Annotated in this window: 12 protein-coding genes; 9 read left to right on the top strand and 3 right to left on the bottom strand. The window is 69.8% G+C overall.

Annotated elements, in window-relative coordinates:
* Window positions 1-84 precede the first annotated feature (84 nt).
* Window positions 85-1,449 (top strand): MFS transporter, encoded by a 1,365-nt coding sequence (locus PKE79_RS07805; RefSeq protein ID WP_271173125.1) that lies wholly within the window; start codon window positions 85-87, stop codon window positions 1,447-1,449.
* A 48-nt stretch (window positions 1,450-1,497) separates the two neighbouring features.
* Here the strand turns inward: PKE79_RS07805 and PKE79_RS07800 are convergent, their stop codons facing one another.
* Window positions 1,498-2,511: a LacI family DNA-binding transcriptional regulator gene (locus PKE79_RS07800; RefSeq protein ID WP_271173124.1), complete on the bottom strand. Its 1,014-nt coding sequence runs from the start codon at window positions 2,509-2,511 to the stop codon at window positions 1,498-1,500.
* A 207-nt stretch (window positions 2,512-2,718) separates the two neighbouring features.
* On the opposite strand from PKE79_RS07800, the gene PKE79_RS07795 reads away from it, so the two are divergent.
* From PKE79_RS07795 to PKE79_RS07770, 6 genes are read left to right on the top strand one after another with little or no spacing between them, the layout of a single operon-like run.
* Window positions 2,719-3,495, top strand: coding sequence for a LamB/YcsF family protein (locus tag PKE79_RS07795; RefSeq protein ID WP_271173123.1), 777 nt, complete (start codon window positions 2,719-2,721; stop codon window positions 3,493-3,495).
* Window positions 3,492-4,202, top strand: coding sequence for a 5-oxoprolinase subunit B family protein (locus PKE79_RS07790; RefSeq protein WP_271173122.1), 711 nt, complete (start codon window positions 3,492-3,494; stop codon window positions 4,200-4,202). Before PKE79_RS07795 ends, PKE79_RS07790 begins: the two co-directional genes overlap by 4 nt.
* Complete coding sequence (locus PKE79_RS07785) at window positions 4,199-5,197, top strand: 5-oxoprolinase subunit C family protein (RefSeq protein ID WP_271173121.1); 999 nt, start codon at window positions 4,199-4,201, stop codon at window positions 5,195-5,197. The genes PKE79_RS07790 and PKE79_RS07785 overlap by 4 nt, the downstream gene beginning before the upstream one ends.
* Window positions 5,194-5,955 (top strand): SDR family oxidoreductase, encoded by a 762-nt coding sequence (locus PKE79_RS07780; RefSeq protein WP_271173120.1) that lies wholly within the window; start codon window positions 5,194-5,196, stop codon window positions 5,953-5,955. The genes PKE79_RS07785 and PKE79_RS07780 overlap by 4 nt, the downstream gene beginning before the upstream one ends.
* 10 nt (window positions 5,956-5,965) lie before the next feature.
* Window positions 5,966-6,652: a 4-carboxy-4-hydroxy-2-oxoadipate aldolase/oxaloacetate decarboxylase gene (locus tag PKE79_RS07775; protein WP_271173119.1), complete on the top strand. Its 687-nt coding sequence runs from the start codon at window positions 5,966-5,968 to the stop codon at window positions 6,650-6,652.
* Window positions 6,649-7,869, top strand: coding sequence for an aspartate transaminase (locus PKE79_RS07770; RefSeq protein WP_271173118.1), 1,221 nt, complete (start codon window positions 6,649-6,651; stop codon window positions 7,867-7,869). The genes PKE79_RS07775 and PKE79_RS07770 overlap by 4 nt, the downstream gene beginning before the upstream one ends.
* A gap of 36 nt (window positions 7,870-7,905) precedes the next feature.
* On the opposite strand, the gene PKE79_RS07765 is transcribed toward PKE79_RS07770, so the two are convergent.
* Window positions 7,906-8,886: an Lrp/AsnC family transcriptional regulator gene (locus tag PKE79_RS07765; protein ID WP_271173117.1), complete on the bottom strand. Its 981-nt coding sequence runs from the start codon at window positions 8,884-8,886 to the stop codon at window positions 7,906-7,908.
* A 133-nt stretch (window positions 8,887-9,019) separates the two neighbouring features.
* Between PKE79_RS07765 and PKE79_RS07760 the strand changes: the two genes are divergently transcribed.
* A complete protein-coding gene (locus PKE79_RS07760) occupies window positions 9,020-10,570 on the top strand; it encodes an AbgT family transporter (RefSeq protein ID WP_271173116.1) in 1,551 nt (516 codons plus the stop codon).
* Between the two features lie 11 nt (window positions 10,571-10,581).
* Window positions 10,582-11,790 carry an amidohydrolase gene (locus PKE79_RS07755; RefSeq protein WP_271173115.1) on the top strand — a complete coding sequence of 403 codons (1,209 nt, stop codon included), beginning with the start codon at window positions 10,582-10,584 and terminating at the stop codon, window positions 11,788-11,790.
* A gap of 27 nt (window positions 11,791-11,817) precedes the next feature.
* Here the strand turns inward: PKE79_RS07755 and PKE79_RS07750 are convergent, their stop codons facing one another.
* A complete protein-coding gene (locus tag PKE79_RS07750; protein ID WP_271173114.1) occupies window positions 11,818-12,612 on the bottom strand; it encodes a DNA/RNA non-specific endonuclease in 795 nt (264 codons plus the stop codon).
* Between the last annotated feature and the right edge of the window lie 3 nt (window positions 12,613-12,615).

The raw sequence follows: 12,615 nt of genomic DNA, 5'->3' as shown, positions 1-12,615 counted from the left end.
TGACCTGCAGCACCCCCTGTCCGGGTGAACGGCGAATGACACCCGATCGCCGACGTTCACCGAGATCCCGCCGATGGAGGCGAAATGACGAACACTGCATCACACAGGAAGACGCCGGCGAAGGCCGCGATCGCGTCCTGGGTCGGCACGACCCTCGAGTACTACGACTTCGCGGTCTACGGAACGGCCGCAGCGCTGGTTCTGAATGTGCTCTTCTTCCCCGAGGACCTGCCGGATGGCATCAAGGTGCTGCTGAGCATGGCCACGTTCGCGATCGGATTCGTGGTGCGTCCGCTCGGCGCCTTCATCCTCGGCCCCATCGGCGACCGCTTCGGGCGGAAGTTCGTGATGATGATCACGCTGTTCGGGATCGGCGCGTGCACGTTCCTGATCGGATGCCTGCCCACGTACGAGCAGATCGGAGTGCTCGCGCCGATCCTCCTGACGGTCATCCGCATCCTCCAGGGGCTCTCGGTGTCCGGCGAGCAGGCGAGCGCGATCACGATGAGCCTCGAGCACGCGCCCGAACGCCGTCGGGCGTTCACCACGAGCTTCGTGACGAGCGGGTCCGCGTCCGGTGGGCTGCTGGCGACCGCCGTGTTCATCCCGTTCGCGGCCCTTCCGCAGGAGCAGCTGCTCGCGTGGGCGTGGCGCGTCCCGTTCTGGCTGTCGGCGGTCGTCGTGGTCGTCGCCTACATCATCCGCCGCAGCCTCGAGGAGCCGCCCGCCTTCCTCGAGACGCAGGCGATCAAGGTCCAGCTCTCTCCCCTCACCCAGGCGACGCGATTCCACTGGGTCACCATCATCCGCATCGCGGCCTGCGCGATGATCGCGGGCGTCAGCTACCTCTTCGCCTCCTTCTCGGTCTCCTTCGCGACGGTCGGCTACGAGCTCGACAAGCCCACGATGCTGTGGGTGCCGGTCTGCGCGAGCTTCCTCGCCATCCTGTACACCCCTCTGGCCGGCCTGCTCGCCGACCGCATCGGACGGCGCACCGTCTTCATCATCGGCGCGGTCGGGGCCGGCATCACGACCGCCCCCTACCTGTGGGCGATCACGCAGGGCAACTGGCCCCTGATCTTCGTGCTCGGCATCCTCTGCAACGGCCTCTTCTACTCGACCGCGAATGCGGCGTGGCCCGCCTTCTTCGCCGAGATGTTCCCGCACCGTGTTCGGGTGTCGGGCCTCGCGGCCGGGACGCAGATCGGCTTCGCGATCGCCGGCGCCATCGGCCCCGTCGCGTCGACGGCGCTTGCGGGGGCGGACCTGACCGGATGGGTGGGGCCGGCCCTGCTCGCGATCGGCCTGATGCTCGTCGCGACGATCTCCGCGGCGACGGCCAAGGAGACGCGTGGCCATACCCTCGACGAGATCGACGACCTGCAGCAGAGCGAGCGCGAGAAGGAGGTCGTCACGGCCGCGATCGTGCTCCCGCGGTCCGTCTCGTAGGGCCCGGATGCGACCGACCCCTCAGCCCGCTCTCCGCGGACTGAGGGGTCAGTCGCGCTGTCGGGGACCGGTCGACGCGCGCACGGTGAGATGCGCCGAGATGTGGTCGACGCGATCGGACCGATCCCGAGTGGAGAGGCGGCCGATGAGCATGTCGACGGCCGCCCGACCCGCGCTCTCGCCGGGCGAGGTCACGGTCGTCAGCGGCGGATGGGAGAACGAGGAGCCGAAGATGTCGTCGCAGCCGACGATGCTGAGATCCTCGGGAACCGACACACCCAGGCGGTGCAGGCGATCGAGCGCGCCGATGGCGAGCACGTCGTTGAAGAAGATGCACGCGGTGGCGCCGGTGAGGACGACGGCATCGGCGGCCGCCGCTCCGTTCGCGAGCGTCGGCTGGTAGCGGCCCACGACCACGAGCTCGACCTCCCGTTCCGCGGCCGCGGCGGAGATCGCCTCGAAGCGGATCTCGTCGGTCCAGGACCCGTGGGGGCCGCGCACATAGGCGATGCGATCGTGGCCGAGCGAGTTGAGGTAGTGCACCGCCTGACCGAGCCCCGCCGGGGTGTCGATGACGACGCCGGAGAGGCCCGGTGCCGCGCGGTTGATCATGACCGTGGGCGTGATCTGGGCGACGGCGCGAAGCGCGTCGTCGTCGATCCGCGGGGAGGAGACGACGATCCCGTCCACCGTCCGCGCCATCTCGCGCAGCCACTGCTCCTCCATGGGCAGCGACTCCTCGGTGCTGACGAGGAGATGGAGGTAGCTCGCGGCGCGGATCTGCGCCTGCGCTCCGCGCGTCACGTCGAGGTTGAAGGGGTTGGTGAGGTTCGGGAGGACGAGGGCGATCGTGCCTCGCGCCATCCTGTTGTCCGCGGCGGGAAGAAGCGCCGACGTGTAGCCCATCTCCCGCGCCTTCGCGGTGATGCGCTCGTACATCTCGGCGCTCACCCGATTCGGGTTCGAGAACGCGCGCGACACCGTGGAGGGCGCGACCCCGCACGCCTCGGCGATCTCGGTCAGCGTGACGCGACGCTGGATGCGACGGGCGGGGATGACCATGGGTCGATGGTATCCGAGACCGGCACGATCGGGTGCGGCACGAGGCAGGGAACATGGCAACGAATGTGCCATCTCTTGGTTCTCCGTCATTGAGTTGACGGGGGCGGTGCGGCGATTGCGGCACAAGGATCGCACATTCTCTTCGCATCGGATTTCCACGGTTCTAGCCTGGGCACGCCAGCGGATCGAAGAGGAGAGGAGCTGACGATGACCCGGAGGATCGATCTGGTCGCAGATCTCGGCGAGGGCTTCGGCGCCTGGCGGATGGGCGACGATGCCGCTCTGCTCGACATCCTCACGTCGGCGAACATCGCCTGCGGCTTCCACGCCGGCGACCCGCAGATCATGGACGAGACCGTGCGCTCCTGCGTGCAGCGCGGGGTCGGCATCGGGGCGCATCCCTCCTTCCCCGACCGGCAGGGGTTCGGGCGCCGTGACATGGGGCTGACGGCCGACGAGGTGCGTGCCGACGTGCTCTACCAGATCGGCGCCCTGCAGGCGTTCGCCGCATTCCACGGTGCACGGGTCGCCCACGTCGCGCCCCACGGTCGGCTCGGCAATCTCGTCGCCGTGCGTGAGGACTACGCCGACGCCGTCACCGCGGCCGCGCGCCGCCTCGACCCCGAGCTCATCATCCTCGCGCAGGACGGCATGCTCGCCGACGCGGCGCGTGCCGCGGGGCTGCGCGTGGGCATCGTCGGGATCGCCGACCGCGCATACGAGGATGACGGCACGCTCGTGCGGCGCAGCGAGCCCGGCGCGGTGATCCACGACGCAGAGGAGATCCGCCGCCGCACCGTGCGGATGGTCGTCGACGGCGTCATCGAGAGCCGCAACGGCGTGCTCATCCCCGTCACGTGCGACACAGTGCTCGTCCACGGCGACACCGCGGGAGCGGTCGCGCTCGCGCAGGAGATCCGCCGCGGCCTCGAGGCCGCCGGTGTCGAGATCGCCCCGCTCGCAGACTGGCTGGAGCCGTCGTGACGAATCCGCGCGTGGTGATCTCGCCGAGCGGGACATCCGCTCTCCGCGTCGCGAGCGCTCTGCCCGACCGCGAGGCAGGCTGGCGGCTCGTCCACCATCTCGCGCGCTTCCTCGACGCCTCGCGCGTCCCCGGCGTCGCATGCGTCATCCCGACCTACGACGCGGTGCTCGTCGAGATCGACCCGATCGACGTCTCCCTCGACGGGCTGCGCGACTATCTCGCTCAGGCGGCCGAGCAGATCGACGTCGACCGCCCGCTCAGCCAGAGGCCGCGCGAGTTCGACGTGCCGGTGCTGTACGACCTCGCGGGCGAGCTCGACCTCCGCGACGTCGCCGATGCGCAGGGCCTGAGCGTGGACGAGGTGGTTCGCCTCCACAGCGAGCCCGCCTATGTCGTGCGCTGCCTGGGAGCGCCGGGGGGATCGCCGATGCTCGACGGGCCGCCGTTCCCACGCCCGGTGCCCCGTCTCGCGAGCCCGCGACCCCACGTGCCTCAGGGGGTCGTCTCGGTCGCAGGACGCCAGGCGACGATCACACCCGCCGCGGCCCCGGGCGGGTGGCCGCTCATCGGGAGGACGCCGCTGACGGTTCTCGACCTCGGCGCCGAGCCGTTCGTGCCCTACGAGCCGGGAGACGTGATCCGCTTCCGGCCGATCGAGGCGGATGAGTACGCCTCGCTGCTCGGCACGCGCATGGAGGCGCGATGAGTGCGGGAGCGCTGACGTTCATCGAGGCGGGCTCGACCCAGGTGACCGACCTCGGCCGCCGTCGCGGCCCTCGCTATGGCGTCCCGGTCAACGGCGCGCTCGACCAGAGGTCGGCTCGCATCGCCAACATCCTCGTCGGCAACTCCGATGTCGAGCCGCTCCTGGAGCTCACCGCGCTCGACGTCGAGTTCGTACCCGATGTCGATATCCTCCTCGCGGTCACGGGCGCCGACGGGCACCTCACGGTGGACGGCGTCGGCCGGCCCTCGAACCAGCCCGTCTCCGTCCGCGCGGGTGAGACGGTCGCCCTGCGCGACCTCCAGGGCGGGCTGCGCGCGTACGTCGCCGTGCGCGGGTCATTCGACGTCCCGCGACTGCTCGGCAGCTGCGCACCCGACTCGGTCCTCGGATTCGGCGGGCGCGTCGCGGCGGGGCAGGCGATCGCCGTCCGGCGGTCGACGCCGGTGATCTTCAACCAGCACTTCGCCGCCGAGCTGTACTGCCTCGACGTGCCGCGCCTGCCGACGGGATTCGTCATCGATGTCACGGATGGCCCGGACATCGCGGATTTCGCGGGCACAGCGGGGCGCCTCTTCGACCAGCCCTATCTCGTCACGCCGACAAGCAACCACATCGGACTCCGGATGACCGGCCCCCTCCCCGAGCGCACGGCCGGGGGCGAGGTGCTCTCGCGCGGCGTGCCCGTCGGCGCCGTCGAGGTGCCGCCCGGGGACGAGCTCCTCGTCCTCCATCGGGGGCGCGGCGTCACCGCCGGCTATCCCGTGCTCGCGGTCGTGACACCCGGATCGCTCGACCTGCTCGCCCAGGTGCGGCCGGGTCAGCGTGTGCGATTCCGCAGGATGTCGACGTCGGGCGCGGCGGCGAGGGCACGCGCCGACCGCGTCGAGCTGGAAGCACTCCGTCTTCGCGTCCAGTCCGTGTTCTCGGCGCTGGACGCGCTCTCAACCGCCACCACCGGAAGGACTCTCTCATGACTTTCTCCGACTACCGCGTCGCGCTCGTCACCGGTGCGACCAGCGGCGTCGGCCGTGGCGCGATCGACCTCTTCCTCGCGAAGGGGCTGACCGTGCACGCCGTCGCGCGCGACGAGTCGCGACTCGAGGCGCTTGCCGAGAAGGGGGTGATCACCCACGCGCTCGACGTCCGGGACACCGCGGCGCTCACGCGCGCGCTCGCCGGGATCGAGGCCGACATCGTGCTCAACAGCGCGGGCGTGAGTCGACCGGGGAACATCCTGAGCGCGTCGGCCGAGGATCTGGACGACCTCGTCGAGGTGAACCTCACGGCGGTGATGCAGATCCTGCGTCTGCTCTACCCCGGGATGGTGGAGCGCGACCGCGGCCACGTCCTCAACATCTCCTCGATCGCGGGGCACTACAACTTCTTCGGCCACACCGCCTACCACGCGACCAAGGCCGCCGTGCATCAGCTCTCGCGTCAGCTCCGCAATGACGCGCTCGGCCGGCGCGTGCGGGTGACCGAGCTCAGCCCCGGCCGCATTGAGACCGAGATCTTCTCGCGCAACCTCGGCGGCACGCCGGAGACGGACGCGGAGGCATGGGCGACCTACTACGAGGGCTACGAGTCGCTCACGGTCGACGACGTCGTCGCCGCCATCGAGTTCGCGGTCGACGCGCCGTCGCACGTCAACGTCGGCCTTCTCGAGCTCATGCCGACCTTCCAGGTGCCGGGAGGCCTCACCTTCGATCGCCGCGAACAGGACGCGGAGTAAGGACAGCGACATGGTTCACGTCACCACGAGGATCGAGCGGGCCGAGGCGTCCGACGTCGAACGGCTCGGCCAGTTCAGCGCGGCCACCATTCACGAAGCGCAGGGGCGGCGCGGCGCGCTGGACGCGCGGATCAAGCCGATCGATCCGGACACCTCCTTCGTCGGCTCGGCTTTCACCGTCGTGTGCGCCCCGCGCGACAACCTCATGCTGCAGGTCGCGATCCACTACGCGCAGCCGGGAGACGTCCTCATCGTCTCTGCGGGCGAGTACGCCGAAGCGGGGATGTTCGGAGACGTGCTGGGCAACGCCTGCAAGGCGAAGGGGATTGCCGCGCTCGTCACGGACGCCGGCGTGCGCGACACGCGAGAGCTTCGCGAGCTCGGCCTGCCCGTGTTCTCGGGCAGCGTGTCGATCAAGGGCACCGTGAAGGAGACCCTCGGCGCCCTGAACCAGCCGGTCGTGTTCGGCGGCGAGCTCATCCGTCCGGGCGACGTCGTCAAGGGCGACGCCGACGGCGTCGTCGTCGTCCGCCGCGAGGAGGTCCGAGAGGCGGCGGAGCTGTCGGCGGCGCGCGATGCGCACGAGGCGTCCCTGATCGAGAAGTACTGGGCCGGAGGCACGACGATCGAGCTGTGCAACCTCGCCGAGGTGCTGAAGGCCAAGGGGCTCACGACCGATATCGAGGTCGCACCGTGAGCGCCGCTGCCTCGTCGTTCCGGGCGGCCGCGCGCCTCGACCGCATCAAGCCCTCGCCGAGCACGGCGGCGGCAGCGCGCGTGCGTGCGCTCAAGGCCGAGGGGCGCCGGATCCTCGATCTCACAGTCGGCGAACCGGATTTCGACACTCCGGAGCACGTGAAGCAGGCCGCGATCGCCGCGATCGAGGCGGGTGAGACGAAGTACACCGCCGTGAACGGGACGCCTCGCCTGCGGGAGGCGATCCGAGGATCGCTGCGGCGCACGCACGGCATCGAGTACGCGGACGCCGAGATCACCGTCGGCGGGGGAGGGAAGCAGGTCATCTTCCTCGCCCTGATGGCGACGCTGGACGTCGGCGACGAGGTGCTGATCCCTGCTCCCTACTGGGTCTCCTACCCCGACATGGTCCGCGCGAACGACGGCACGCCGGTCATCGTGGCGACCTCGGCAGAGGGCGGGTACAAGCTCACCGCGGACGCGCTCGAATCGGCGATCACCGCCCGCACGACCTGGGTCATCCTGAACAGCCCCGGCAATCCGAGCGGCGCGATCTACACCGAGCAGGAGCTCGCCGCGCTCGCCGACGTGCTCCGCCGCCATCCCGCGGTGTCCGTCCTCTCCGACGAGATCTACAGCGAGATCTCGTTCACCGGGGCGCCCGCGCCGAGCCTCGCGGCCGTCGCACCCGATCTGCGGCACCGCGTGCTGGTCGTGTCGGGCGTCTCCAAGTCGTACGCGATGACCGGCTGGCGTCTGGGCTACGCGGCCGGCGATCCCGCCCTCATCGGCGCGATCAACACGCTCCAGTCGCAGACGTCCTCCTGCCCGTCGTCGATCAGCCAGGCGGCTGCGGCTGCCGCGCTCGAAGGGCCGCAGGACTTCATCGCCGATTCGGTTCCCCGCTACGCCGAGCGCCGCGACGCCGCCGTGGCGGGCATCGGGGCGATCGACGGTCTCCTTCCCGTCGTCCCGGACGGTGCGTTCTACCTCTACGTCGACTGCGCCGGGATCATCGGCCGCACCGCACCGGACGGACGCATCCTGTCCGACGACCAGGACGTCACCCTGTACCTGCTCGACCTGGCGGGCGTCGCGGTGATCCAGGGGTCGGCATATGGCCAGTCGCCGTTCTTCCGGATCTCGTTCGCGACCGACTTGCGGACGATCGCCGAAGCGGTCGAGGGAATCGCGGAGGCGGTGCGAGCGCTCCGCTGAGCGCGGTCATCCCGGTTGTGCCCGTCGGACCTGGGGTCAGCCCGCCGACCAGGCGACGTGCGCCACGCGGCGCTCATCGTCATCGAAGCAGTGGCCGAATCTCTTGTAGTGGTGCAGAACGATCGAGCGATCAGCGACCCGGCCCTCCACCCGCTGCATCAGCTGGGCTTCGAGGTCGGCTGCTTCCGACAGCGACCGCGCCCAGACGATCACATAGAGGTTGCTGGGGCCCCCTGCGATCGCGGCGCACAGGCGCACGAACGGCAGCGCGGAGACAAGCCGCGCGCTCTCCTCGATGCGCGCGGCGGGCACGACGAGCCAGAGCAGAAGCGCGTGCGCGTAGTGCGCGACCGAACGCGCCACATCGACGCTCTGAATGATCTGCCCGGTTCGGAGCAGACGCCCGACGGTGCGACGAGCCTGCGCCTCGCTCGTCTGCAGAGCCGCTGCGAGCTCGGAGCTCGTCGCTCGCCCATCGCGCTCGAGAACCCGGAGCACCGTCCGCAGGGTTGCCCTCTCCCGCGCGTCGCGGCCCGGAGGAGCGTCGCGCTCGACGTCGAAGGGCTTGGCGGGCGCGCTTCCCCTCGTGCGCCAGCTCGACCCATCGCGGAAGAGACGCGAAACGAGCGCGGTGCGCGCATGGACGATCTTCGGATGAGCTCCGATCTCGTGCTGGATGACCGATCTGAAGCCGCGCATGTCCTCGGCGACGACACTCAGCACGAGGTCGCGGTCGCCGGTGACGCCGACGATGCTGAGCACGCGCGGATGAGCGCTGATCTCGGACGCGGTCGCATCCACCGAGCCCGGCTGGCAGCGGATCTCGACGTACCCCGAGACGATTCCGGCGGGGTGGCCGACGTACGACGTGACCCATGCGCGATCCGACTCGACAAGACGAGACCAGCGGCGACGAGCGGTCGGCGCGCTCGTGCCGAGCATGCGCGCGACAGAGGCCCACGGGGCGCGCGGTGCGACGAGCAGAGCGTCGATGAGGTCGAGGTCCGATTCGGACATCGACGGCACCTCAATCGCCCCGGTCATGTCCATATCGAGACTCTAGATGGGTTTGACAGATCAGATCGATCACGAAACTGCGGCGAAACACGGGGATCCGGACAATTGGGGCATTCTCACACCAGGAGCAGACATGACGATCAGAACCTCCGAGACGGATCCCGTGATGACCCTCGCCGATGCCAGAGGCCTCGGCGGACGGGTGCTTCGTGCGATCGAGCGGGTCGGGAACAGGCTTCCGCACCCCCTCTACCTCTTCCTCATCGTCGCCGGGCTTGTCGCCGCCGCATCCGCCGTGGCAGCGGCGTTCGGTGTGACGACCACCGACCCGGCGACCGGCGATGAGGTCGCGGTGCAGAGCATCCTCTCCGTGGATGGCCTCGGATACGTCGTCGGTTCGGCGATCGAGAATTTCGTCCTCTTCCCACCATTCGGGCTCGTCATCACGGTGATGCTCGGCATCGGCGTCGCCGAGCGTCTTGGCATGCTGCAAGCGTTCATGCGGGCGGCCGTGCTCTCCGCGCCGCGCTGGGCGGTGACCTTCGTCGTGGTGGTCGTGAGCCTGATGGGGAACCTCGCGTCGGATTCCGCGAGCCTCATCCTCCCGCCGCTCGCGGCTGCCGCCTTCCTGACCGCGGGGCGCCACCCGCTCGCCGGATTCGTGGCGTCCTTCTCGGCCGTCGCTGCGGGCTTCTCCGCGAACCTCGTCCCTGCCGGGACGGACGTGCTCCTCTCGGGGATCACGACGTCCGCGGCGCAGATCGTCGACCCCGATGCCCACGTCTCGGTGCTGTCGAACTGGTACTTCATGTCGGCGTCGACCATCGTCCTCGCCGTCGTCATCACGATCGTCTGCCAGGTGTACGTCGAGCCTCGACTCGGCACCTATTCGGGGGTATCGGACCCGTCCGACCTCGAGCCGATGACCTCGGCTCAGCGGAAGGGGCTGGTTGCAGCGGCCCTCGCGGGTGCGCTCACCATCGCCCTCTTCGCGACCGCGCTCCTCTGGCCCGGCTCACCGCTTCGCGGCGAGGGCGGCGCCATCCTCCGATCGCCGTTCATGAGCAACCTCCCGCTGTTCCTCATGCTCTTCTTCCTGGCGACGGCGGTCTCGTACGGGGTGACGGCGGGCACGTTGAAGAGCGCGAACGACATCCCCAGGATGATGGTCGACTCGGTGCGCGAACTCGCCCCGTTCATTGTCGTGATGTTCGCGGCGGCGCAGGCGATCGCGTGGTTCGACTGGACGAACCTCGGCATCGTGCTGGCGACGGTCGGGGCCGACGGGATGGCAGCTGCGGGCATCGAGGGGATCTGGGGGCTCGTCCTCCTGAGTCTCTTCGTCATCGTTCCCGCGCTCCTACTCTCGAGCGGCTCGGCCCTGTGGACTCTGCTGGCGCCGATCTTCGTCCCGATGTTCATGCTCGGCGGAGTCGACCCGGCGTACGTGCAGGCGGCGTTCCGCATCACCGACTCCGCGACGAACCCCCTTTCGCCCTTCTACCCGATGATGCCGGTCGTGCTCGGCCTGATGCAGCGGTATGCCCCGAAGGCGGGATTCGGAACCCTGTTCAGCCTCATCTTGCCCTTCACCGTCGCGGTCTGGATCACATGGACCCTGCTGTTCATCGCGTGGGGTCTTCTCGGTCTCCCGGTCGGCCCTTCCCACTCGCTCATGCTCTGAGAGGACTCCTCATGACACAGCCAGATACCTCCGACATCGCGGGCGCCCTAAAGCGCCTCCGCCCGCTGGTCCACGCCCGACGAGACCTGCTCGTCGATGTCGCGGCCGACATCCACGCGCACCCGGAGATCCGCTTCACCGAGGTGCATGCCGCAGAGCGGCTCAGTCGCGAGCTCGAGACGGCCGGTTTCGCCGTGCAACGAGGGTTCGCAGGGCTCGACACCGCTTTCGTGGCGCGATGGTCCTCCGCGGCGGAGGACGAGCCGGCGCCGCGGATCGCGGTCTTCTGCGAGTACGACGCGCTCGAGGGCATCGGCCACGGATGCGGGCACAACCTCATCGCGGCTGCGGGTCTCGGCGCGGGGCTCGCCCTTAAGGACGCTCTGGAGGGCTCGTCGACGAGAGCACATGTCGTGGTCGTGGGGAGCCCCGGCGAGGAAGGAGCCGCGGGGAAGGTCCCCATGATCGAGGGCGGCGTCCTCGACGGCATCGATGCCGCGATCATGATCCATCCCTCCAATGAGGATTCCGTCGTGAACTTCACGCTCTCCCGGGTGGCGCTTGACGTCACCTTCACCGGACGCGCCGCGCACGCCGCTGTGAGCCCCGAGCTGGGCGTCAACGCGCTCGATGCAGCCACGCTCGCGCTCTCAGCCATCGGACTCCTGCGACAGCAGATGCTGCCCAGCGACCGCGTGCACGGGATCATCACGGACGGTGGGCAGGCGCCGAACATCATCCCCGAGCGATCCGCACTGCGGGTCTTCGTGCGTTCCGAGACACGCGCGCATCTCATGGACGACCTGGTTCCGCGGGTCACCGCCTGCTTCGAAGGCGCGGCGATCGCGACCGGGTGCTCGGTCGAGATCGCCGAGAACACCCCCGCCTACCACTCGCTCATCACGAACTCCGTGCTGGGCGCGCTCGCCGACGCGGCCATGCGCGGCCTGGGTCGCGTGCCGGAAGCGACCCCGCCCACGAAGGGGTCGACCGACATGGGGAACGTCAGCCAGGTGGTGCCCGCGATCCATCCGGTGCTCCTGCTCGACCGCGACGCCACGCCCCATTCGCACGATTTCGCTGCGGCGGCGGACGGGGAGGCAGCGGAGGGCGTCGTCCTCGACGGAGCGCTGCTCCTCGCAGCGACTGCCCTTGTCGCCTTCGAGCGCCCCGAACTCGTCGAGGCTGCGCAAGACGCCTTCGACCAGCGGATTCGGTAGGTCACGCGGCCACTCAGCCCTCCCCCCTCACACGATGACGTCCTCCCGCGAGCTCAGCGCGCGCCATCCGCTCGCCCGCACCTCGGGGCGATCGAGCACGTCGGCGGTCGGCAGCAGCCCGAGGTCGAGCTCCGCGAGTTCGGCGATGTCGGCGATCGGCACCTGGAACGTGCGGAACGCGCCGAGCGGCGGCGTCGCGAACCGGCCCCCGCTCGTGTCGACGAGGTCGGTCTGGTCGAGCACGAAACCGGTCGCCGCGAGCCCGCTGTCCGTGCGCCACGCGGCGATCTTCCAGAAGCGCAGCGGCACCCGGATGCCGCGATAGGGCGGATCGTCGCGGTCGAGCACCGGGGCGGTGAAGACCGACAGCCGCTGATCGGTCGTCTCGGCGTACGCGAGCACGTGGTCCTCGAGGCCGAGCCAGAGCTCCTTCGACTGGTTGAAGCCCGCGGCCTGGGGCGCGGCGTTCGTGTAGAAGAACGTCGCCTCCATCGCGGCGCGCGCGTCGTTCATCGAGCCCCAGCCGGGGTCTCGGCGGCGGACGAGGTGCCCGCGATCGAGGTCGTTGCCGGCATACACCGCGGGCCCGGTCTGCTCACGCTCGGGCACGCGCGGATCGAGGCGCCACTCGCCGCTGCGGCGCAGATCCTGCAGCTGAGCGCCGTCGATGTTCACGGCGGTGACCGCCGCCAGCCGGCGATCGGTGTCGAGGAGGACGGAGAACCGCGGATAGGCCAGCTCGCTGATGGCGCGAGCCGGGTCGGGCGCGGGAAGGGGGAGATCGATGTCGAGGAAGTCGGACGCATAGCCGTCTGAGGTCACGCG

The sequence above is a fragment of the Microbacterium barkeri genome (assembly GCF_027921765.1).
Taxonomy (GTDB): Bacteria; Actinomycetota; Actinomycetes; order Actinomycetales; family Microbacteriaceae; genus Microbacterium; species Microbacterium barkeri.
Note: the sequence above shows the minus strand (reverse complement) of the source record. Positions and strands in the feature narration are given on the sequence as shown.